Source organism: Arachnia rubra (assembly GCF_019973735.1).
Lineage (GTDB): Bacteria > Actinomycetota > Actinomycetes > Propionibacteriales > Propionibacteriaceae > Arachnia > Arachnia rubra.
Genome location: NZ_AP024463.1, coordinates 2559016 through 2580821, shown reverse-complemented (window position 1 = coordinate 2580821; position 21806 = coordinate 2559016). Strand labels below are relative to the sequence as shown.

The window sequence follows — 21806 nt, the reverse complement described above, 5'->3', positions numbered from 1 at the left end:
CTGACTGTCATCGTATTACCGGAGCTAATACGCCAGCTGAGTGATCTCCACCTAGGCGTCGTGCACGACAGATGTGGAAAACGCCAAGTAGACGGACTTCCTGGCTTAAGGATTCCATCATGTCAGCATCCAAGGCAGGGTGTTCTACTAGCGCTTTGATAGCTGCCGGACCTATAGGTTCTTCCCAGAGCGGTAGCCGAAGTTCCTTCGCAGAGCCACGAGGTTTGGATATTAGATGCCAACCACTTGTGTGGGCGTGTTTTCCTGTAGCGGTTGTTATCCAAAGTGGATAAGACATCAGTGCAAGCCAGGTAGCTCCGGGTACCCCTCGCATCTTAGGAACACCAGCACCGTCCTCAATTGCTTTCCAGACTGCCCGGTGATCTAAATATTCGCCAGTACATTCTTTTTGTGAACGACGCCATTTAACGAGAGCTTGAAGAAGATAATCTGGTTTTTTCTGCACAACCGTGAGAGTGTTCTTCAGCATAGTGGCGATTGATTGCCCACCTGATGAGGCGATGAAATTACTAATTGATCCACGTTTCTTTGAATCAACAGTCAAGTCCGTTATCAGGCTACCTAGCCATGCTCGCACTGTGGCTTTTTCAGAATCGGATTTTTCTGAAACTAGGCTAGATACTAGATCAGGTAGATCTCCCTGCTCTACCCGTAGTTTATCGGGAGATCTCCCAGGGGGTGGAAAGCCAACAGGGCCGCTCGGCACGGCAACATCTGCTGGTATATTCTTGATGATCTTGTACAGTTCGTCAGCAACAGCTTCCACAGTCGGGATGGCGGAGAACAGTATGGGGCAATGATCGGTTGCATCCCATGCCAGCCGGGCTTCATCATCGGCGAAGTCGTAGATGAGTCGCGTCGTTCCAATTGCCGCGAGTATGGCAAGGGGTGAATCACCGATTAGAGCAGGGAATTTAACTTTGTTCATGATCCCTCCGAGGACACAGTCATGTCAGCGCACCGTACGATGGCCTCCAAGAGGGCAAGCCCCCATCGGCCGTAGCGGGCATTGAGCCGGGCGAAACGATCGGCATCTGACAACCGCACCCCAATAGGCAATGGAGCGGTCACCTCTTTGCCGTCGACGGTTGTGGTCAAGACGTGTTTGCCGTTATCGGCCACAGGCGGCAAGAGAGGCCGGGCGTGCCCGTGATGGCTTGCGATCAAATGACACAGCAACTCGGGATCCCCGGGGTATTCCTCTGGCATGCCTGAAAGATGCTCGGTGACGAGGGCCTCAGACCAGGCCTCATGCCGGGCGCCTCGCGGCAACTTGCTGAGTGTCCTTGCCCGGATGTATCGCTGACGATCACCTGGAGGCATACCGGATTTGGCGAGTGGCTCATCCGCCAGCTCGGCTCGGATCGGATCCCCGCCGAACAACATCGCCTGGAACCTAGGATCCACCTTGCCCAAGTCGTGCCAGCGCGCAGCGTCGACCACAGTTCGGCGAAGCGGCTCAGGCAAGCCCAGGTTACAGGCGATATCCTGTGCACGTGTTCCCACAGTGTTTAGGTGTACTGCCAAAGTGACTCGTTGATTCAGGTGCGAGGTCTCGTCAGAGTTTCCCTCATCCACATCTGGCAGGTCGTGCTTTGGTGAGATTTCTCGTAGTACTGGGACGGCGTCTTCATTGATCTGCGTAAGGGCGGCCTGATCAGAGAGCTGGGCGCCAAGAACAGCGAAGTCTGCCGAGGTCCAAACACTCTCAGCACCAGGCTCAACCTGTTGAGCCAACCAGGAACGGACTGTGCCGACAATGGTTGCCTTGAGCTCATCCCGATCAACGGGGTCATCACAATTACGCCAGTCCTGCACGAGATCTCTGAGGTTTGAAGGCGCTGGCAGGCCGAGCCGATCAGGCAACTGTGGGTCGAGCCGCAAGGCGGCCCGGCCGCGTCGGAAAGCGGCCAGTTCGGCTACGTCGGTTACTTTCTCCGTGCTGGTGGGAGCCCAACCGAACCGGTCGAGCCCACCCAGCTCGGTCGGGGCGACAACCATATCGCCTGGGCGCAGCGAATCGGCAGATACCCAGTCCCAGGAAGACAGACCCGATTTTCCCTCGGTTCGGTGAAGCACCATCGAATCGGCGTCGTCATCTCCGAAAGGAATGTCGGCATCGTCGTAGTCCTCGGTGTCACCCACCGGCCAGGCCTTCTTTCCGAGCAGCCAGTGTTGCAACGCTCCAAGGGAAATCTCTATACACTCCTCGGCCCGGAGCGGTAGGGCATCTATAGATGCACCAGCCTCCTCAGCTGGAATGCGATCACCGAAGTCATCCAGGAGCCCGTCACGCCAAGCCAACGTGACCGGCGCCACTGACTTGTCAATACCATGCAGGTACGGATCCAGCGGGGGATCGGTTGTGGGGGCCGGGGCAGTACGTACCCAGGCGTCAAGCTGGGCTGGCAGAAGAAGCGGAAGTAGCGGAGGATGCGCGGCCAAGTCTTCCGGCGTGGTCAAGTGTCGCAACGCCAACGGCGAAACATCAAGCACCCCGGTTTCCTCTGTGCTGGATCGTAGGAAATCAGCGGTTTTGATCTTGGACTCTCCGTAGACCGGAGGCTTTGGATCACCATCCTCGACCACGACGACTTTTGCTTGTGATAGCTCGCCTCGCCGGTTGAGCCTGCCGATGCGTTGAATCAGCGCATCAAAAGCGGCGGTTTCTGTGATGAGGGTGGTCGCATCGAGGTCAATCCCGACTTCTACCGTCTGTGTGGCGACGAGTATTGCCGGTCTTGGCATTTCATCCCGGTCTGCGCCGAACAGCTCGGTCACCCGGCCTGCTATCGCCTCCCGGTCCAAGGGACGGGAACGCCCCATAAGCAGGAGAACTTCGGTGCCCTGCAGTAGGCTATTGGAACTCTTGAGCTCTTGGTGAACTTCCCTAGCCCGGTCCACTGTGTTGCACACCACCAGGACGCGGGATGTGTCACTCGTGACTGCTTCGGCGGCATACTTCACCAGTTTCTCAACCGCTTGGTGAGGTTTGAGCTTTTTCCCTCCAGGAGGTGTGACCAAAGTCAGCGTCTTTGAAGCAGTCAGGCGCTTGTGAGCCGTGACGTCACGTAGATGGGCTTCCTCATCGAAAGAGGTAACCCATCCTTCTGGCTGTTCCCCGCTCGTGGCGCTGAGGCGGATGACCGAGGCCTGGGGCAAGCCGAGAATCTGGCTGGAGTCCAGGCGATGGGCAGCTCCCAGGGACGAAATCAAGGCCTGCGCTAGATGTGCCTCGTCGATCATGATCACGGAATCGGTTCCGACCAGTGCTGCGTCGATGGGCCGCCTTCGCGTGCTGACCCCGTAGCCGCGGAAGAATAGGCGGCTACCTACCTGATCCACAGTGCCGGTGATGATTGCGGGCAAGTCAGGGCGGGGTAGCCATGCCGCATCCCAGGTTGTCCCGCCCCGCATCTTGACGACTGGGAGCACCGGGTTGGCGCCAGAGGAACCACATAGTTTCCGGATCCGGGCGGCGATCTCAGCAGAGATGCTGCCGCCAGTTGCTGTTTCGAGGGCCTCAGAGATGCGTTTTCCATGCATCTCGGCTTGATCGACGACGATCCGGCGGTCGACCACGAAGAAAATCCGTCGCCGCCCCAATCCAGGTGGCGTCTCGCCGCCAGCGCTCATCGCTAGTACGAAAACAGCCACATCGAGCATCGAGGTCTTACCGAGCCCGGTGGGAATGTCCACTAGCGAAGGCCAACAGCCCTTGTCGAGGATATCGACGACAGCTGCTGACTGCCAGGGGAATGGAGGGTGGCCGTGCACCTCCAGCATGAACTGGTCGAAGTCACTGGCGATCATCGTTTTCCCCTCCAAATTCTGGAGCGAACAGGCCGACACCGAAGTAACGTCCAGCCCCAGCCAGCACGGGACCCTCCACTGGTTGTTCGAAAGTCACCCGGACGTGCCGGTAGAGCCGCCCATGAGCTCTTTGAGGCAGCTCGTCTGGGGCTAGCCGGACTGCCCCATGGGTCAGTGGCTGCGTGCTTAGCTCGATGCCGATGGGGACCGGGAGCCCAGCTTGTTCGAAGGAGAGACTGACTGCCGCGGTGAGATCGCCATTCTTCGGATATCGGTCCAGCACCAGGGGAGTGGCGGATACCCAGCGTCTTGCGGGGCGTATCCACCGCCCCGCGGTCGCGCTGCGTGGCAGCGGATCGCTGGGCGAGTAGCGCAACTCGAAGGGGTGGTTGAACCCAGGGACTCGCAGCTCGACTATCCGGTCTGGATCGGCGCCCAGAATGCCTCTCAGGATCCGGCGGCGTTCCGCTTGGCCTAGCCCAGGTATTGCAACTGCCAGTGCCACGAGACGACCGTCGGCGTGCTCGAAACCTGCAAAAGGAAGCCCGAGATAGGCGACATGGGGATGTCCGTCGAACCCGTGACCGTGCAGAGCTGGGGGGAGGGGGTTCTGTGTCTGGGACAGCACCTTGCTCCGCAGCGCCGCTGTGAAACGGCCTACAAGATTGCCCGGTGGATGCCGGCCGATGAATCGGAGGATAACCAGATCCGGATAATCGGATGTGATGGCCTTGGGGGCGCGGACTCCGGAGTCGGGGCGCTGTACCCGATAGGACTGGCGTGCCCGGGCCCGGCTTGCCTGCCATGACGGCTGGTCGCTTTCGTGGAGGGCCTCCAGCTCGTCCAGGAAACCGGGGAACGGAACTCTGAGGGAAATCTCCTCCTGTCCACGATCAGTGGGTTCTAGGATGTCCAATCCAGGTAAGGGCTCGATCTCCGCTGCTCTGCGGAAGGCCAGGATGACGGGTGAAGTTGAGCGGCCAAGGTATGGGACGCGTCGTGCGAGGTCGTCGAGGCCGGCCAGAGCCTCATCGGAGATTTCTACGTCATCGGTCCAGAGGAATTGAACTCTGGGGTCCGCTGGAAAACTGCTTACCCTTTCTTTGAGGTTGTTGCTTTTATGGCCTGGATGGTTTTGGTTGCCACCCTTCTCGGACGTCGCATTTGTGACGACATAGGTCCGGCTCCTACTGTGGGGAGCCAGGACTATGGCGTGGATCAGCGGAGGTGGCAGCTGCTCAAGTTGCTGGAGCGGAGTAAGTTCGTAGGATTTCGCGACCGAGCGTAGCGCCGCAAAAACCCGGGCGGGATGCGGAGGCCATTCCGGTGAGCGAGGATCCTCGCCGTCGCCAGCGTCGTAGCGCTCGCCCATCAGGCAGATGTCGAGGCAGATGGGCATGTCACTCCCCTGCGGACTCGGCCTTGGTCATGCTGAAGTCGATAGCTGCGGCGAGCGACTTGGAGGGGGTCAATTCGATGGGGTCGAGGTGCAGCGGGACCTCGGCAGCCTGCGCAGCCTTCAGCGCCTCGTCGTAGAGCCTGAGCGCCTCGTCAGTAGACAGGGTGAAAGGCTCCACTACGCCGCCGCGTCCGATCCATTCGAGGGACTCCGACTCTGCTACCAGGTCACAGCCGCTGCGCAGCCAGATCCCGGCACCACCGAAAGCCAGCCGGTCACCCAGCAGTGCGAAGGCGACCAGGAGCGTGCGAGCCGCCAATGTGGCCTCTGTCGTCAGATCACCAAACCCAATCCGACGGACTGCGGTGAGGCTCAGCGTGGAGAAACGAGTCGCCTCGGTGATGGTCACACCGCCGTGAGCGGAATTCGGGGCGATGTTCCCGTGCCCGATCTCGCTCAGCTTGGCTTTGGTGCCTTTGGCCGCGGCCGTCGAGTACGTCCACTCATCACCCTCGCCGTTTCGTGAGCCGGTGAGGTTGAGCGGGTCCATCCGGCCTGCCTTGCGCGTGCCCACAACGGGATCCCAGCCGACGATCTCGCTGCTGTAGAAGCGTGGGAACTTGGCCTGGTGGCCCTTGCGATGGCTGTTCCATCCGCCATAGGCCAAGGTTGCGGGATCGTACTGGAGAAGTGCGGTTGCGTCCTCCAAAGAAGCCTGTTGAAGAGCTTTACCTATAGGGGTTTTGTCGAATTTTTCGCCATCGAGCAGGGAGTCGCGCCAGTATGCGTCGAAGGCACGGTGCGGTGCATCCAGACCGGTGATAACGACCTTCGCAGCGCCCTCGTGGGTGAGCCTGAGCATGGGCATCCGGAGATCCCCTGCCTTCCAAGCGGCCTTGAGTGCTTCGTCGCATCGATTGGCCTGGGAAGGTACCTGGTCGAGGACCACAGCTTGCCGGGGCTGTCCATCGCGGATGCGCTCCTCCAGGAGGTAAGGCGATTCGTTTGATCCTGAGGTTGGGAATGTTGGGGGAAAGACCCGGCTTCCGATGCCACCACCAGGTTGGTAGGTGGCGGTGACCCTGACTAGGGCAAATTCGGGGTCACGGAGCTTATCGTGGAGCGATTCGAGGGACAGCGCTGTCATCAAGGAGGCTTATTCATAGACTGTAGGCGAAGATGAGTCCTGTGACGGCTTGTATTGTGGTTTCGAAGGTGTTGTAGGGGCGGCGGTAATCGGTGTGTAGAACACGCCAGGTTTTGACGTTCGCGATGACACGTTCGATGAGGTAGCGGACGCGGTTGATGGTCGTGTTGTTTCTTTTGTCGCTGTCGGTGAGTTCACCATGGGCGGGTTTCTTCGCGGGGGTGATCATCCCCAATCCGATGTAGCCTTTGTCTCCAATATGACTTTGACTGTCGAGGGCTGCGAGGAAGCCGGATTCCTTGATGGCCTTTGCATCATGCACACTACCCGGCAGGGGCGGGGAGATCCAGGCGAGCTGTCCGGCCAGGGTGCAGGCCACTTGCAGGTTCACCCCCGTCGTGTGGTGCTTGCCTGAGTACAGCTCGGGACGGTCGTGCCACGACCAGCAGGACACCAGAGTACCGTCGATGATGTACTGACGGTCCGGGTCGAGGTCCCCCACACTGGGCACCCAGTTCTGGAGGGCTTCGGCGATCAGGGGAGTGTAGACCGCCACCACTCGTGAGATGGTGGCTTGGGAGACTGTGTGGATGTCGGCCAGCAACTCCTGGGTGAGATTGTGCCGCAATATCAACACAGTGACCTGGATACAGCGGAACAAGCCCAGGACACGGGACCCTGCCGGGGGAAGGTTTCCGGAACGGGATGTGTGGATCAGTTCGCACAGGTTGAGGATCTGGTCACGGTCAAGGCTTGTGGTAGTATTCACGGCGGCGGCTTGTCTTTCATCTGAGGGTTTTCTTTCTGCATTTTGAATTATCTCAGATCGGGCAAGCCGCCCTCACATCCCCCTCGGGTAAAGTGTTAGCTGGGGAAAGCCAAAACACCCCTATGAATAAGCCTCAAGATTCCTTCTGATTGTTAGGTGCTGTAACCATAGTGGAAGAGAAAGACAGAAATGGTGTTTTGGGTGTAAATGCTCAATGGGGCTAGCCATCTCCAGACGACAGGCAGTCATTCTGGGGTTGTGTAGAACGGTGTTCAGACAGGTCGGTCAGGTGATCTGCTCGTGGCGTTGCCCTGAAGATGCTTGATGAGGCGCGACACTGGACCCCATGACGACCTCACCTGCCTTGCAATCCGTCGAGGACGTGCTGAGCTCCGCCGGAGTCAATCCAGAGACCGGCCTGACGTCGGCGGAGGCTGCCGCCCGCCTTGCCAGCCACGGCTCCAACGAGTTGCGCTCCCAGCCCCGGGAGCCGGCCTGGCGGCGTTTCCTCAGGCAGTTTGCCGACCCTCTGGTCTACCTGCTGTTCGGAGCGATGGCCATCTCCCTGGGGGCGTGGTTCCTGGAGGGCACCCACGGGGTGCCGATCGATGTGGTCGTCATCCTGCTGATCGTCCTGGCCAACGCCATCCTCGGGTTCGTGCAGGAGAACCGGGCGGCTGATGCGGTCGCCGCCCTGGCGGATATGACGGCGGCACGGGCGACGGTGCTGCGTGATGGCCGGCTGGTGACGGTTGCCGCCGCCGAACTCGTCCCCGGCGACATCTTGGTGTTGGGGGAGGGCGATGCTGTCGCCGCTGACGCCCGCCTGCTCAGCGCCTCCTCGCTGCAGGTGCAGGAGGCCTCACTGACCGGCGAGTCGGAGGCGGTCACCAAAAGCGTGGCGCCGCTGAGCGAACTTGGTTCCCTGGGCGATAGGCACAACATGGTCTTCAAGGGAACTGCCGTTGCTCGCGGCGTGGGCCGGGCTGTCGTCACTGAGACCGGCATGGACACCCAGATGGGTCACATCGCGACACTGCTGGACGAGACCGCCGACGAACCCTCCCCGCTGCAACGCGAGATCTCCCAGATCTCGAAGACACTGGGTGGGCTGGTAATCGGTATCGCCGTCGTGGTGATGATCGCCATCGGCGTCGTGAACGGGGTTTCCTCGCTCGAGGAGGTCGTCGAGATCCTGCTGCTGGGTGTCTCGCTGGCCGTCGCGGCTGTGCCGGAGGGACTTCCCGCGATCCTGTCGCTGGTGCTCGCCATCGGCGTGCAGGCCATGGCGCGCCGCAACGCGGTCATGAAGAACCTGCACTCCGTCGAGACCCTCGGATCGGTCTCCGTCATCGCATCCGACAAAACCGGCACCCTAACCAAGAACGAGATGACGATCCGTGAGGTCGTCACCCCCTCCGGCCGGATGGAGCTGAGCGGCACCGGGTATGAGCCCGTCGGTGAGGTCACCATCACCGGGGACGAGCCCAGGGTGCGTTGTGAGGCTGAACGTGCCCTGGCCGCGGGTTCTTTGGCGAACAATGCGCAGCTGGCCAGGGTCGATGGCGTCTGGGAAGTCCAGGGCGACCCGACCGAGGCCGCGTTCCTCGTCGCCCAGCACAAGGTCGACGGCGTGCCTGAGCGGGTCGGGGCATGGGAGCGCATCAGCGAGGTGCCGTTCACCTCGGAACGCAAAATGATGTCGGTGCTCGGCCGCCGCACCGCCGACGAGCACGTCCGGCTGTTCGCGAAGGGGGCGCCCGATGTGCTGCTGGAACGCTGCACCGCTGAGCTGGCCGGCGGCGACGTCGTGCCGCTCAGCGACCAGCGCCGCGCCCAGATCGACGCCGACATCGAGCGGCTGAGTTCCGAGGGCTACCGCACCCTCGGGGTTGCCCGCCGCCGTGCCCTCGGGCAGGATCCCGGCACCTTCGCGGAGGACGCTGAACGTGACCTGGTGTACCTCGGCATCGTCGGCATCATCGACCCGCCCCGTCCCGAGGCCGTCGAGGCCATCGCCGAGGCGCACCGCGCCGGCATCCGCACCGTCATGATTACCGGCGACCACCCCGTCACGGCAGCCCGCATCGCCGCCGACCTGGGTATCGCCGAGGGCCAGCCCCGGGCGCTGACGGGACGCGAGATCGAGGCCATGACCACAGAGCAGCTGAATCAGGCCGTCCGTGACGTCGACGTCTACGCCCGCGTATCCCCGGAGCACAAGCTGCGTATCATCGACGCGCTGCAGGCCGGCGGGCAGATCGTCTCCATGACCGGTGACGGCGTCAACGACGCCCCTGCGCTGAAGTCCGCCGACATCGGGATCGCGATGGGCATCACCGGCACAGAGGTCACCAAGGATGCCGGGGAGATGATCCTTGGCGACGACAACTACTCCACCATCGTCGCCGCCGTCCGGCAGGGCCGTGGGATCTTCGACAACATCAAGAAATTCATGCGCTACCTGCTCAGCTCCAACATGGGCGAGGTGGCGACGGTGTTTCTGGCGGTACTGCTGGGCGGGGTGATCGGGCTGGCCGACCCCGCGAACCCGGCCGCCGCCGTCGTGCCGCTGCTGGCGACGCAGATCCTGTGGATCAACCTCGTGACCGACTCCGGGCCCGCGCTCGCGATGGGCGTTGACCCCGAGGTGGACGACGTCATGGGCCGTGGGCCCCGGAAGTTGACAGAGAGGATCATCGACCAGCACATGTGGTGGCGGATCATCGGCACGGGCCTGGTGATGGGGCTGCTCGCGTTGCTGATCTATGATCTCTGCCTGCCCGGCGGCCTCATCGGTGGCCTGGAGAGACTCGCGACCACCGATGCCCAGCTCATCACCGCCCGCACCACTGTGTTCACCGCGCTGGTGTTCATGCAGCTGTTCAACGCGTTGAACTCCCGCTCCGACACCGGCAGCGCATTCGACCACCTGTTCAGCAATGCCTGGCTGTGGGGGTCGATCGGGCTCGTCACGGTGCTGCAGATCCTGGTGGTGGAGGTGCCCTTCCTGCAAGCCGCATTCGGCACGGCTCCGCTGGACTGGATCCACTGGGTCGTCGCCGTCGGTGCAGGTGCCGCGGTGCTGGTCTATGAGGAGGTCGTCAAGCTGGTCCGCCGCTCCCTCAGGTCGTGATCACCAGCTGCGGCGCCCCGTCAGGGCCAGCAGCCGGGCCTGGCGGGAGGCGTCCACCGGAGCCTCGATAAGGCGGCCGCAGATCTGGTCCTGGTAGAGGGCATCCCCCCACGCCGGGATGACAGCCTCGATGAAGTCCAGCTCTGCTTCGGTGAGCTTCAGATCTTCCCCGCTGGCCCGCCGGATGTCCCAGGCGTGAATGATGAGGTCGAAGCCGTAGAAGTCCAGCAGGACATCAGCCAGCGTGGTCGGCCCAAAAGGGCCGTCAAATCTGGCCAGGAGCGTTTTCTCATCGGCTGCGGCTGAGCGCGCGGCGGCCGCGTGCGCGTTCCACGCCTCGGCCGGGGCGCCGGAGGGCCGGGCTCCTAGATCCATGCCGTGACGGGCGAAGACCTCGCGCTGGGTGTCGATGACGTGGTCCAGGACGTCCTGCGCGGTCCAGCCCTCGCAGGCGCTGGGGCATGCCCACTGCGCGGCGCTGAGGGATGTCGTCCTTTGGGTGAAGGTGTCGGCGTGGCCGAGGAACTGGGCGATTCGAGAATCCATGCTGGCTAGTGTTGCCGGGGGAGGGAAGGGTGTATTGAACGAATACGACACAGCTTTTCTGGAGCCCGCGCAGCTGGCCGACGACCGTGGCTTCAGCCCGCCGGTCTACAGATTCGCGCCCCGGCCCGGCCTGGCCGATGTGGTACGCCGCTACTGGGTTCCGGTGTGGGATCTCGCGCCTGGGTGGGTTTCGGTGCAGCGCGTCCTGCAGTACCCGGTTTGCCTGGTGGTGGTCGGAAACGACTATGCCAGCCTCATCGGTCCCACGACAGGGCTCGCCACCAAACGACTCACCGGCCGGGGATGGGCCGTCGGGGTGATGCTGCAGCCTGCCGTCGGCCAGCGCCTGATCGGGGCGGATGTCTCAACGCTCACCGACGGGCAGATGGATCTCGCGGACTCGGGGCTGCCGGACGTTCACCGCCTGGTCACCGATGTGCGGGCCAGCATGACCGATCCCAACGACCCGGTGAGCCGGGAGACCGCGGTCGCCGTCATGGAAACCGCGCTGCGGAAGCTGCTGCCGGTGGACAAGGACGGGATTGTCGTCAACGCCGTCGTACGTGCCGTCGAGAGTGAGGCCGGCATCCAGCGGGTCAGTCAGATCTGCGAGCGTTTCGGGGTGAACGAGCGTTTTCTGCAACGCCTGTCCGCTGAGCGGATCGGCCTGACGCCGAAGTGGCTGATCCGCCGCAGAAGACTTCAGGAGGCCGCCCGGCATCTGGCAGGGGATGCCTCCGGGCTGGCTGACCTTGCCGCGTCGCTCGGATACGCCGACCAGGCGCATTTCCAGCGGGACTTCAAATCCGTGACCGGCCTGACGCCCGTCACCTACGCCAGGCAACGCGGCAGCCAATAATCTTCGGCCGAAGATATTTCGTGGTATTTCGACGGTTCAGCAGACAGATGCCGCTGAACCGTCGAATATTCTGTCCGATTTCTCAGCCGCCGAAAACCGTGTCCTTCTGGTCTTCGATCAGGTTGCCTGAAATGTCCTTCAGCGGTCCGGTGCTGCCGTCAGGCAGGATCTCGCCGTTGGTGGAGCAGGGGTAGGGCTCTTCCCGCTGGCCTTTCGGCTCGATGAACATCGGGTTGATGAGCCACTTGCCGTCCTCATTGTCGTAGGCATTGCACATCAGCTCGACCTTGTTCCGGTTGATGGCCAGCCGCAGCGCGGTGGCGTCGGTCAGGAAGGTGACGTCGGTGTCGGAGTCGCCGGCGCTGAACGCGGGCCGCTGCCCCTCCGGAGCCTGCTTGAAGGCGTCCGGACCGGTGATGCCGAAGACGTCCTGGTTCACGCGGCACCGCTTGCCCTCGATGTAGGGCATGCCGGCCTCGTCGCCGCCGCAGGGCTTCAGCTTCGTGGTGATCTTGTCGTCGTCGTGCTCCACGGCCACACCCATCACCTTGTTCCCGGTCAGGCCCAGGGGCTCGGCCCACACGCGGGCCACGGGTTCGGCGGAGGCCGAGATGATCCGCACGTCGAAGCCGTTCTCTTTCAGTGTCTTGATCAGGCTGGTGACCTGGTCGTAGTACCGCACCCAGCCGGTGACCTCCTTCGACCCGACCTTCTGGGTCGCATCCTGCTCGGCTGCCAGGTTCTGTTCCCGGGCCTGGGTTGCGAAGGCCGTGACGTCCTGGTCGGTGTATCCGGCTTGCAGCTGGGCGGCGAAAGCGTACTGAGGTTCGATGCGGCGGGCGTTATAGTTCTCGAATGCCTTCTCACCGCCGGTGGTCTTGCCCTCGGAGTAGACCGAGAGAATTGCGTCAGCGCATGCCACGCCATCCTCAGTGTTGGTGGGAAGCGGATGTCCGGGCTCGGCCAGGGCGCTGCAGGATGACGTCAGCTCCTGCACCGCCGCCGATGTCAGGAAAGTGCTCACCTCAGCCCAGTCATTGGGCTGCAATATCTTGCCGTTGGCTATCATCCAGAACGTGGTGGCATCGCCGATATCGTTTCTGACGACGGTATTGTCCCAATCGAATAACGCCAGCGGCGCCCCACTTGCCACATCACCGTCGCCACCGCACTTGCCCTTCTCCTTGATCATGGCGGCGAGGCGGTCATGATTGTCGCCGTACCAGCCCGGATCGGCGGGCAGGGTCGCGCAGTCCGTGGCCGCGGATTGTGCTGGGGAGCTGGCTGAGGACGGTGCTGAGGGCTGCGGTGATCCCGCACAGGCAGACAGCAATAAGGCAGAGGCTGCTAGGGCTGCCAGCGTGGATCTTGGATATTCCAAACTCATTCCGGGCTTCTTCCTTCAGGGCGCGTCAAACCGGACTCAGGCCTGGCGCGTATGTGTCACCCTCCCCTCTTAGGGCAGGCCGGAGACACGCTATCAACGTTGTCCCTCCGAGCGCAGTGAAAACGAAAAGACGTTTTAGGCCTGTCCGAAAGTCAATGAATGCATAATTGAAATCTCTACATCAGTCGGGCAGGGACGTGGTGCCGTAGATCTTCTTCCAGTCGCTGATGAAGGCATCGACGGCGGCCTCGATGCCCGGCGCGGAGAGCGCGGCCCGCAGCAGCTTCGGCGGCAGGGTCACGGCGTCGGCGCCCGCCTCAAGGGCGTGGGAGACCTGGGAGACGTTCTTGAAGCTTGCCGCCATGATCTTGCTGGGCGCGTCGAACCGGCGGATGAAGCCGGCGAGGGCTTCCAGGGTGCCGCGGGTGTCGATGTCGAGCGACTGCATCCGGTTGTAGTAGGGCGCCAGGTAGTCGACGCCGGTAGCGATCGCCAGGAAGCCCTGGGTCTTGGAGTAGATCGCGGTCGCAGTGACCTTGACTCCCTCGGCCTTCAGGTGGCGCATCGCCGCGATGCCCGCCTCGGTGGTCGGGATCTTGGGGTAGACCTTGTCGTCGATCTTGTCGAGCAGCTTGTGAGCATCGTCGATCATGCCCTTCGCGTCCTTGGCGAGGACCTGCACATGCAGGGTGCGGTCGGGGCCGATGATCTCGCGAATCCGGCGGAAGTGAGCGTAGAAGTCGACCTTGCCCTCCGCCTTGAGGATCGTGGGATTCGTTGTCACGCCGGTGACGGGATAGATCGGGGTCAGCCGCTCGATGTCGTCGAGGTTGGCCGTGTCGAACAGGATATCCATGACGAGTGACTCTAACGCCACCGTGATGCCGCGCTGACGTGGGGTGCAGCCGAGATGAGCAGAAGCCGGCGGGGCATTGGCCTACCTGCGTCAAGGCGGTTCAGGCGGTCGCATAAACCCGGATCGACGGGCCCGCAGGTGAGTTTCACCGTGCCGGCAATGAGCAGGGGCCACCCGGCCCTTACTGTTTCCCGTGGTTTTTCTCAGGGGCGATGACGGTGATGATCGCCGAGTCGTCCAAGGCCTGCTTGCCCTGTGCCTGGCCCAGTAGGTACAGCTGTTCCGCCGCTCCGGGTAGCTTGCGTTATCGCCGTTTGACGCCCTGAATCGATGCGGTATCGTAGGTCAAACGAAAGAATTTCGTAAGTAAACGGAAGGCTCCAGCGATGGCGGTGGAACGCACAGAACGCGAGAACGCGATTCTCGCGAAGCTGGCCGACGACGGCCGGCTGAGCGTCTCCGGGCTCGCCAGCGACTTCGGGGTCTCCGAGGTGACGATCCGCGGGCACCTCCGCTCCCTGGAACAGCAGGGGATGCTGGTACGCACCCGCGGCGGGGCGCGGCCCATCACCCTGCAGGGCATCCTCCAGCGCCAGCAGATCAACGTCGAGGCCAAGGAGAAGATCGCCCAGGCTGCCGCCGAACTCATCACAGATGATGACACCGTCATGATCGAGGCCGGCACCACCGCCGCGCTCATAGCCCGCTACCTGAGCGGGCAGCGCGGCGTGCAGATCGTCACCAACTCTGCCTTGGTTTTCAACAACGCCCGCACCAACCCGGCGCTGAACATCATCCTCACGGGCGGGGTCTTCCGGCCGGAGTCGGAATCGTTCGTCGGGCCCCTGGCCGAGCGGGCCATCGCCGACTTCAACACCCGCATCGCCTTCCTCGGCACCGACGGGTTCTCTCCGGAACGCGGCCTGACGACGCGTTTCGTTGAGGGAGCCCAGGTGGCCACCACCATGCAGGAACGCGCCGAGCAGACCTGGCTCGTCGCCGACTCCTCCAAGTTCGGGCAGGCGGGTTTCGTCTCGTTCCTGCCGCTGAAAGCCGTCACCGGCATCATCACCGACTCTGGTCTCCCCGACGACGCCGTGGAGGCCCTCAAGGAACACACCCACGTCCGCATCGTCTAGGAGAAACCAATGGCAACCGTCATCGTCATGCCGGCTCTCGGGAACAGCGTTGAGTCCTGTCTCATCGTGTCCTGGTCGGTCACAGAGGGCGACACCATCGCCGAGAACGGCATCCTCTGCGAGGTGGAGACCGACAAGGCCTCCATGGAGGTGCCGAGCACCGCCTCCGGCACCGTGCTGAAGCTGCTGTGGGAGGAAGGCGACGACGTCCCCGTCATGCAGCCCCTCCTCGTGGTCGGCGAACCGGGCGAAGACCCCGCCCCAGCGCTGGCCGACGTGGGGTTCAGCGGTGCCGCCGAACCAGGACCCGAGGCCGCTCCAGAGCCCGCCGCCGAAGCTCCCGTTGCCCCCGCCGCCACTGCGGCAGCTGCCCCAGCCGACGGTGCGTATGGTTCAAGCCCCCGCGCCCGGAACCTGGCAGCCGCCGAGGGCATCGACATCGCAGCGGTGCCCGCCGGGACCGGCCCTGGGGGTCGCGTCATCGCCCGTGACGTCGCCGCCGTCGCCGACGGCACCACCAAGGCGGCAGCCCGAGCCGGAGCGGTCGCGGGAGAGGGCACCGGCCTTGGCGGCCGCGTCAGCCAGGCCGACCTCACCGCTCCCGCCGCCCCGGTGGAGGAGGCCTCGGCCCCGACGACGGCGCCAGCCGCCGCCGCGGACTCCGGCTTCCCCGGCCCCTACACCGAGACCCCGCTGAAGGGCATTCGCAAGGTGATCTCCGAGCGGATGATGCACTCCCTGGCCAGCTCCGCGCAGCTCACCTACACCACCACCGCGCGGGCTCAGGGCCTGCTGGAGATGCGCAAACGGCTCAAGAACTCCGACCCGGTGCTCGGCATGAACAAGGTGACCATCGGCGACCTCGTCGGGTTCGCAGCCGTCAAGACCGCTGCCAGGCATCCCGCGCACAACGCCCACCTCGTCGACGGTGTGCTCACCACCTTCGAGCGCGTCCACCTGGGCTTCGCCTGTGACACCCCCCGCGGCCTGCTCGTGCCGACCATCCGGGATGCCTCCCGGCTCAGCCTCGGCCAGTTCTCGGCCATCAGCAAGGACCTGGCAGCGCAGGCCATCGACGGCAACATCAACCCCGACCTGCTGAGCGGCGCCACCTTCACCGTCTCCAACCTGGGCGGCTTCGGGATCGAGAGCTTCACCCCGCTGCTCAACGTGCCGCAGACCGCCATCCTCGGCGTCGACGCCATCTTCCCGCGCGCCTACACCGACGAGGACGGCCAGGTCCGCACCGAGCAGCGCATCGGGTTGTCGCTGACCGCCGACCACCGGGTTATCGACGGTGCCGACGCGGCCCGGTTCCTGAAGGACCTGGTGGCCTTCCTGGAGAACATCGAGATCGCCGTCCTGAGCTGAGAGGAAAAGAAATGACCGACTTCGACGTCATCGTGCTGGGCGGCGGCCCGGGCGGCTACATCGCCGCTGAACGGCTCGGCCATGCCGGCAAGAAGGTGCTCCTCGTGGAGGCCGAAGCCCTGGGCGGCACCTGCCTGAACGTGGGCTGCATCCCCACCAAAACCCTCCTCGGGGCTGCCAAAACCTACGACCACGCCCGCCACGGCGCCCAGTTCGGCGTCACAGTGGAGGGCATCAGCGTCGACTGGCCCGCGCTGCAGAAGTGGAAGGACAAGGTGGTATCCACCCTCGTCGGCGGTGTTGGCGCCACGGAGAAGAAGGCCGGGGTTACCGTCGTCAAGGGACATGGCACCTTCGACGGTCCCGGCAGAGTCACCGTCGACGGCACCAGCCACACCGCTGAGCACGTGATCCTGGCCACCGGGTCGGTGCCCGTCATGCCACCCATCCCGGGAGCAGCCGACAACCCGAAGGTCATCGACTCCACCGGGGCCCTGTCACTGCCCGAGGTGCCGAAACGCCTGGCCGTGATCGGTGGCGGGGTGATCGGCGTGGAGTTCGCCAGCCTCTACTCGATGCTGGGCACCGAGGTCACCGTGGTCGAGATGCTGCCGGAGATCGTGCCCTTCGCCGACGACGAGGTGGCTGCGCAGCTCCGCAAGGCCCTGAAACAGGTCACCTTCACACTCGGCTGCCGCGTCACCTCGATCGACGGCGGCAAGGTCAGCTGGACCACCGCCGACGGCACCGAGGAGTCGGTGGAGGCCGACTACGTGCTGATGGCCGTCGGCCGCAAGCCCGCCGTCGAGGGCTGGGGTGCTGAGCAGAGCGGGCTGGAGTACTCCGGCCGCGGCGTGGTCGTCGACGACCGGATGCGCACCAACCTGCCGAACGTCTGGGCCATCGGCGACGTCACCGGCCGCAGCCTGCTGGCGCACGCCGCCTACCGCATGGGGGAGGTGGCTGCCGCCAACATCATCGACCCTAAGGCCCACCGGCGCGGCGAGGTGATGCGCTGGCACACCATTCCGTGGGCCGTCTACACCGCCCCCGAGTGCGCGGGCATCGGACTGACGGAGGCCGCTGCGAAGAAGCAGGGACGCAAGGTCGTCACCGCCAGCGTCCCCGGCTACATGTCCGGGCGCTTCGTCGCCGAGAACGGTCTCCAGGCCCCCGGCCTCACCAAGCTGATCCTCGACGCCGGCACCCGGCAGGTGCTGGGCATCCACGTGATCGGCAGCTACGCCGCCGAGATGATCTGGGGCGCCTCCGCCGTCCTGGAGACCGAGCTTAATCTCACCGACCTGCGCCAGCTGGTCTTCCCCCATCCCACCGTTAGTGAACTGATCCGAGAGGCCGCCTGGGCTGCCAAGGCCTGAGCGATAAGGAGAGAAAACACATGACCCGCTCACTGATCGTCGATCCGGCGAACGTGCGTGCCAAGAGCGCCATCAAGGCCCCCGAGGTGCCCGTCAATGCTTACAAACCCGACTTCAAGGCCGAGCTGAAACGCTACGGCAAGCAGGGGCTGATCGACATCCTGCACGACATGATCGCCGTGCGGAGCTTCGAGACCATGCTCAACTCCATCAAGACCACCGGCGCGTGGAATGGCGTGGAGTACAACCACCGCGGCCCCGCCCACCTCAGCATCGGCCAGGAGTCGGCTGTCGTCGGCCAGGCCTCCCAGCTGAGGGTCGAGGACTTCGTCTTCGGGTCCCACCGCAGCCACGGCGAAATCCTTGCCAAGTGCTTCTCCGCCTCCCGCAAACTCGATGCCGCCGACCTGGAACGCATCATGAAGGAGTTCCTGGACGGCGAGACCCTCTCCTTCGCCGAGCAGGTCTCCAACGACGACCTGGCCGACGTCGCCGAAAACTTCATCCTCTACGGCGCGGTAGCCGAAACCTTCGCCCGCAAGGCCGGGTTCAACCGCGGACTGGGCGGCTCCATGCACGCCTTCTTCACGCCCTTCGGGTCGATGCCGAACAACGCCATCGTCGGTGGGTCGGCTGACATCGCCACCGGCGCTGCCCTGTTCAAGCGCATCAACCGCAAGCCTGGCATCGTGATCGCCAACATCGGCGACGCCTCCATGGGCTGCGGTCCTGTCTGGGAGGCCATGATGATGGCCGCCATGGATCAGTACCGCACCCTGTGGCAGGACGGCGTCACCGGCAATCCGCCGATCTGGTTCAACTTCTTCAACAACTTCTACGGCATGGGTGGTCAGACTTCCGGCGAGACCATGGGCTACGACATCCTGGCGCGCGTCGGCATGGGCGTGAACCCGGAAGCCATGCACGCCGAGCGCGTCGACGGCCTCAACCCGCTCGCTGTCGCCGACGCTGTCGCCCGCAAACGTGAGGTCCTGGAGTCGGGGCACGGGCCGGTGCTCACCGACACCATCACCTACCGCTTCTCCGGGCACTCGCCGTCGGACGCCTCGTCGTACCGCACTCGCGAGGAGGTCGAGCTGTGGGAGAAGCACGACGGCCTGAAGAACTACGCCGCCTACCTGGTGAAGAACAAGGTCCTCACCCAGGCCGACGTCGACGCCATCCAGGCGAGGTTCGACGAGCGCCTCACCAAGGTGATCGCCCTGGCCACCCGCGACGAGGACCAGTCACCGCGAGTCCACATGGACTTCATCGACACCGTGATGTACTCCAACGGGAACAAGGAACGGCTGTCCGATGAGGAACCGCAGCTGCTCACCCCGCTCGCCGAGAACCCGCGCGTCAAGGCGCTGAGAAACAAGGTACGCACCGCCCGCGACGAGAACGGCAAACCGGTTTCCAAGAACAAGGCCTTCGCCTACCGCGACGCCATCTTCGAGGCCGTCGCCCACCGGTTCGCCACCGACCCAACCCTCGCGGCCTGGGGTGAGGAGAACCGCGACTGGGGTGGCGCGTTCGCCGTCTACCGTGGCCTGACGGAGCTGCTGCCGTACCACCGGCTGTTCAACTCGCCGATCTCCGAGGCCGCGATCGTCGGCGCTGGCGTCGGCTACGCCCTCTCCGGCGGCCGCGCCATCGTCGAGCTGATGTACTGCGACTTCCTGGGCCGTGCTGGCGACGAGATCTTCAACCAGGCCGCCAAGTGGCAGGCGATGTCCGCCGGCCTGCTGGAGATGCCGCTGGTGATGCGCGTCTCGGTCGGCAACAAGTACGGGGCGCAGCACTCGCAGGACTGGTCGGCGCTGTGCGCCCACATGCCGGGCCTGAAGGTCTACTACCCGGCCACCCCCTACGACGCCAAGGGCATGATGAACCTGGCGCTGCGTGGTACCGACCCGGTGGTGTTCTTCGAGTCGCAGCTGCTCTACGACAAGGCCGAGGAGTTCCAGCCCGGGGGTGTGCCGGAGGGCTACTACGAGGTGCCGGAGGGCGAGCCCGTCATCCGCCGCGAGGGCAGCGACCTGACGATCGCGACCCTCGGCGCCACCCTGTATCGCGCCCTGGAGGCCGCTGAGCTCCTGCAGTCCAGGTATGGCCTGTCCGCGGAGGTCATCGACCTGCGTTTCGTCGCCCCGCTGAACCTCGACGTGGTGGTGGAGTCGGTGAAGAAGACCGGCCGCCTGCTGCTGAGCTCCGACGCGGTCGAGCGCGGCTCCTTCCTGCACGACGTCGCCTCGAAGGTGCAGACCATCGCTTTCGACCACCTCGACGCGCCCATCACCGTGGTCGGCTCCCGCAACGCCATCACCCCGGCGGCGGAGCTGGAGAAGGAGTTCTTCCCGCAGCCCGAGTGGCTCATCGACGCGGTTCATGAGCGGATCCTGCCGCTTCCCGGACACGTGACGATCAGCAACCAGACCACCGCCGAGCTGGCGCGCCGCAGCCGTCTCGGCCTCTGAGCTCGTCGCGCCCACCTCGTCCGGTCCGTATCCGCTGGTCCTGACGCCAGTGTGCTGGCCTTATTCACGTTTGCCTGTGCTGTGAAGCCAGCAGACAGCGATAACGCCAGCAAGCCTGGGATAAGGCCAGCGGACCGGCGCGGTGGGCAGGGGACGCAGTGACCTGACGCAGTGATCTAAGGAACCACATGAACCAGACAAACAACCCGGGGATTACCCCGGCTGAACGTCTCGCCGCGCTGCGCGCCGTCGCGGCCGGGGAGACCTTCCCGCAGTGGGTGGCGGAGTCCAACAACCACATCCACACCTGCTACTCCTTCAGCCCCTACACCCCGTCCGGGGCTGCGCTGGGCGCCCGGCGCGCGGGGCTGCGGGTAGTCGGGTCCGTCGACCACGACTCCATCGCCGCGGCCGCCGAGATGAGCGAGGCCACCCGCATCCTCGGAATGGGCAGCGTGACCGGTTTCGAATGCCGGGCCTTCTTCGACCCCGGCGGTCCGTTCGCGACGCGGAAGCTCAACAACCCCGACTCGGCAGGCATCGCCTACATGACCGTGCAGGGCGTGCCCGCCCCCGCCCGGCAGCGCACCGCCGAGTGGCTCGCCCCGAAACGCGAGGCCCGGCTGCAGCGCACCCTGGCGATGGCGCAGTCCGCCAACGACATCCTCACCGGACTGGGCCTGGCCCCGTTCGACCCCGAGTCCGGCATGGTGGCGCGCAGCCAGTACGCGACCGGCGGCGGCATCACAGAGCGCCACCTGCTGGCGGCGATGGCCGACGCACAGATCGCGGGCTTCGGCCGCGGCCAGGCGCTGGTCACAGGCCTGAGAGGGATGGGTGTTGCCATCCCGCCCGCCCTGGAAGCGGTGCTGGCCGATGAGGACAACCCGCACCTGATGTACGACCTGCTGGGTGTGCTGAAGTCTGAATATCTGGAGCGGATCTACATCCAGCCCACCACCGAATGCCCGACCGCCGAGGAGGTCGTCGCCTTCGCCGACTCCGTCGGGGCCATCGCCACCTACGCCTACCTGGGTGACGTGTCGGCCTCACCGACGGGCGACAAGAAGGCCGAGAAATTCGAGGACGAGTTCCTGGATGAGCTGTTCGACGCCATGGCCGAACGAGGATTGCGGGCCGTCACGTACATGCCGCCCCGCAACACACCTGAGCAGCTGCGACGCGTCCACGAGCTGGCCGCCAGGCACGGGATGCTGGAGATCTCCGGGGTCGACATCAACCAGCCCCGCCAGTCATTCACCTGCCCCGAGCTGCGCCGTCCCGAGTTCGCCGGACTCAACGAGGCCACCTGGGCACTCGTCGCCCACGAGGCCCTCAGCTCCGTCGACCCGTCACTGCACCTGCTCGGCGAGGGCCGGCCCACCCCTGAGCAGCTCGCCGCCCGCATCCACGATTTCGCGCCGCTCGGCCGGGCCTATGCCGACGGAGCCGATGCCACGGAACTCGCCGCCACTGCACCCAAGGCCTGAACAGAAAGTGACTG

15 protein-coding genes are annotated in these 21806 nt (G+C 64.2%); 7 read left to right on the top strand and 8 right to left on the bottom strand.

Annotated features, from left to right (window positions below):
• Positions 1 to 7: 7 nt before the first annotated feature.
• From SK1NUM_RS11740 to SK1NUM_RS11720, 5 genes are read right to left on the bottom strand one after another with little or no spacing between them, the layout of a single operon-like run.
• Positions 8 to 949, bottom strand: coding sequence for a type I-G CRISPR-associated protein, Cas3-extension family (locus SK1NUM_RS11740; protein ID WP_212322184.1), 942 nt, complete (start codon positions 947 to 949; stop codon positions 8 to 10).
• Positions 946 to 3834 carry a type I-G CRISPR-associated helicase/endonuclease Cas3g gene (gene cas3g, locus SK1NUM_RS11735; RefSeq protein WP_212322182.1) on the bottom strand — a complete coding sequence of 963 codons (2889 nt, stop codon included), beginning with the start codon at positions 3832 to 3834 and terminating at the stop codon, positions 946 to 948. Before cas3g ends, SK1NUM_RS11740 begins: the two co-directional genes overlap by 4 nt.
• On the bottom strand, positions 3821 to 5233 hold the full coding sequence (gene csb2 / locus SK1NUM_RS11730) for a type I-G CRISPR-associated protein Csb2 (RefSeq protein WP_212322180.1): 1413 nt from the start codon (positions 5231 to 5233) through the stop codon (positions 3821 to 3823). Before csb2 ends, cas3g begins: the two co-directional genes overlap by 14 nt.
• A gap of 1 nt (position 5234) precedes the next feature.
• On the bottom strand, positions 5235 to 6380 hold the full coding sequence (cas7g, locus tag SK1NUM_RS11725; RefSeq protein ID WP_212322178.1) for a type I-G CRISPR-associated RAMP protein Csb1/Cas7g: 1146 nt from the start codon (positions 6378 to 6380) through the stop codon (positions 5235 to 5237).
• Between the two features lie 13 nt (positions 6381 to 6393).
• Entirely contained in the window at positions 6394 to 7149 is a 756-nt protein-coding gene (locus SK1NUM_RS11720; protein WP_212321357.1) for a transposase family protein, read from the bottom strand.
• Between the two features lie 346 nt (positions 7150 to 7495).
• Here SK1NUM_RS11720 and SK1NUM_RS11715 point away from each other — a divergent pair, with 346 nt between their 5' ends.
• The gene (locus SK1NUM_RS11715; RefSeq protein WP_212322176.1) at positions 7496 to 10285 is read left to right on the top strand and encodes a cation-translocating P-type ATPase; all 2790 of its coding nucleotides are present in this window, start codon (positions 7496 to 7498) and stop codon (positions 10283 to 10285) included.
• On the opposite strand, the gene SK1NUM_RS11710 is transcribed toward SK1NUM_RS11715, so the two are convergent.
• Positions 10286 to 10831, bottom strand: coding sequence for a maleylpyruvate isomerase family mycothiol-dependent enzyme (locus SK1NUM_RS11710; RefSeq protein WP_212322174.1), 546 nt, complete (start codon positions 10829 to 10831; stop codon positions 10286 to 10288). It abuts the gene before it with no gap.
• A gap of 34 nt (positions 10832 to 10865) precedes the next feature.
• Here SK1NUM_RS11710 and SK1NUM_RS11705 point away from each other — a divergent pair, with 34 nt between their 5' ends.
• Complete coding sequence (locus SK1NUM_RS11705; RefSeq protein WP_212322172.1) at positions 10866 to 11690, top strand: helix-turn-helix domain-containing protein; 825 nt, start codon at positions 10866 to 10868, stop codon at positions 11688 to 11690.
• An 82-nt stretch (positions 11691 to 11772) separates the two neighbouring features.
• Here the strand turns inward: SK1NUM_RS11705 and SK1NUM_RS11700 are convergent, their stop codons facing one another.
• Together SK1NUM_RS11700 and SK1NUM_RS11695 are read right to left on the bottom strand one after the other, a co-directional pair.
• On the bottom strand, positions 11773 to 13077 hold the full coding sequence (locus SK1NUM_RS11700; protein ID WP_212322170.1) for an HAD family hydrolase: 1305 nt from the start codon (positions 13075 to 13077) through the stop codon (positions 11773 to 11775).
• A gap of 181 nt (positions 13078 to 13258) precedes the next feature.
• Entirely contained in the window at positions 13259 to 13933 is a 675-nt protein-coding gene (locus tag SK1NUM_RS11695) for a fructose-6-phosphate aldolase (protein WP_212322169.1), read from the bottom strand.
• Between the two features lie 386 nt (positions 13934 to 14319).
• On the opposite strand from SK1NUM_RS11695, the gene SK1NUM_RS11690 reads away from it, so the two are divergent.
• From SK1NUM_RS11690 to SK1NUM_RS11670, 5 genes are all read left to right on the top strand, one after another.
• The gene (locus SK1NUM_RS11690) at positions 14320 to 15072 is read left to right on the top strand and encodes a DeoR/GlpR family DNA-binding transcription regulator (RefSeq protein ID WP_212322154.1); all 753 of its coding nucleotides are present in this window, start codon (positions 14320 to 14322) and stop codon (positions 15070 to 15072) included.
• A gap of 9 nt (positions 15073 to 15081) precedes the next feature.
• Entirely contained in the window at positions 15082 to 16443 is a 1362-nt protein-coding gene (locus tag SK1NUM_RS11685; RefSeq protein WP_212322152.1) for a dihydrolipoamide acetyltransferase family protein, read from the top strand.
• A gap of 11 nt (positions 16444 to 16454) precedes the next feature.
• Positions 16455 to 17822: a dihydrolipoyl dehydrogenase gene (gene lpdA, locus SK1NUM_RS11680; RefSeq protein WP_212322150.1), complete on the top strand. Its 1368-nt coding sequence runs from the start codon at positions 16455 to 16457 to the stop codon at positions 17820 to 17822.
• Positions 17823 to 17842: 20 nt separating this feature from the next.
• A complete protein-coding gene (locus tag SK1NUM_RS11675) occupies positions 17843 to 20302 on the top strand; it encodes an alpha-ketoacid dehydrogenase subunit alpha/beta (protein WP_212322149.1) in 2460 nt (819 codons plus the stop codon).
• A gap of 188 nt (positions 20303 to 20490) precedes the next feature.
• Positions 20491 to 21792 (top strand): PHP domain-containing protein, encoded by a 1302-nt coding sequence (locus SK1NUM_RS11670; protein ID WP_212322148.1) that lies wholly within the window; start codon positions 20491 to 20493, stop codon positions 21790 to 21792.
• The last annotated feature ends 14 nt before the right edge of the window (positions 21793 to 21806 follow it).

Coding starts and splice junctions, on each gene's coding strand:
- SK1NUM_RS11740 (WP_212322184.1), bottom strand. CDS start 949: ATGAACAAAGTTAAATTCCCTGCTCTAATCGGTGATTCACCCCTTGCC.
- cas3g (WP_212322182.1), bottom strand. CDS start 3,834: ATGATCGCCAGTGACTTCGACCAGTTCATGCTGGAGGTGCACGGCCAC.
- csb2 (WP_212322180.1), bottom strand. CDS start 5,233: ATGCCCATCTGCCTCGACATCTGCCTGATGGGCGAGCGCTACGACGCT.
- cas7g (WP_212322178.1), bottom strand. CDS start 6,380: ATGACAGCGCTGTCCCTCGAATCGCTCCACGATAAGCTCCGTGACCCC.
- SK1NUM_RS11715 (WP_212322176.1), top strand. CDS start 7,496: ATGACGACCTCACCTGCCTTGCAATCCGTCGAGGACGTGCTGAGCTCC.
- SK1NUM_RS11710 (WP_212322174.1), bottom strand. CDS start 10,831: ATGGATTCTCGAATCGCCCAGTTCCTCGGCCACGCCGACACCTTCACC.
- SK1NUM_RS11700 (WP_212322170.1), bottom strand. CDS start 13,077: ATGAGTTTGGAATATCCAAGATCCACGCTGGCAGCCCTAGCAGCCTCT.
- SK1NUM_RS11695 (WP_212322169.1), bottom strand. CDS start 13,933: ATGGATATCCTGTTCGACACGGCCAACCTCGACGACATCGAGCGGCTG.
- SK1NUM_RS11690 (WP_212322154.1), top strand. CDS start 14,320: ATGGCGGTGGAACGCACAGAACGCGAGAACGCGATTCTCGCGAAGCTG.
- SK1NUM_RS11685 (WP_212322152.1), top strand. CDS start 15,082: ATGGCAACCGTCATCGTCATGCCGGCTCTCGGGAACAGCGTTGAGTCC.
- lpdA (WP_212322150.1), top strand. CDS start 16,455: ATGACCGACTTCGACGTCATCGTGCTGGGCGGCGGCCCGGGCGGCTAC.
- SK1NUM_RS11675 (WP_212322149.1), top strand. CDS start 17,843: ATGACCCGCTCACTGATCGTCGATCCGGCGAACGTGCGTGCCAAGAGC.
- SK1NUM_RS11670 (WP_212322148.1), top strand. CDS start 20,491: ATGAACCAGACAAACAACCCGGGGATTACCCCGGCTGAACGTCTCGCC.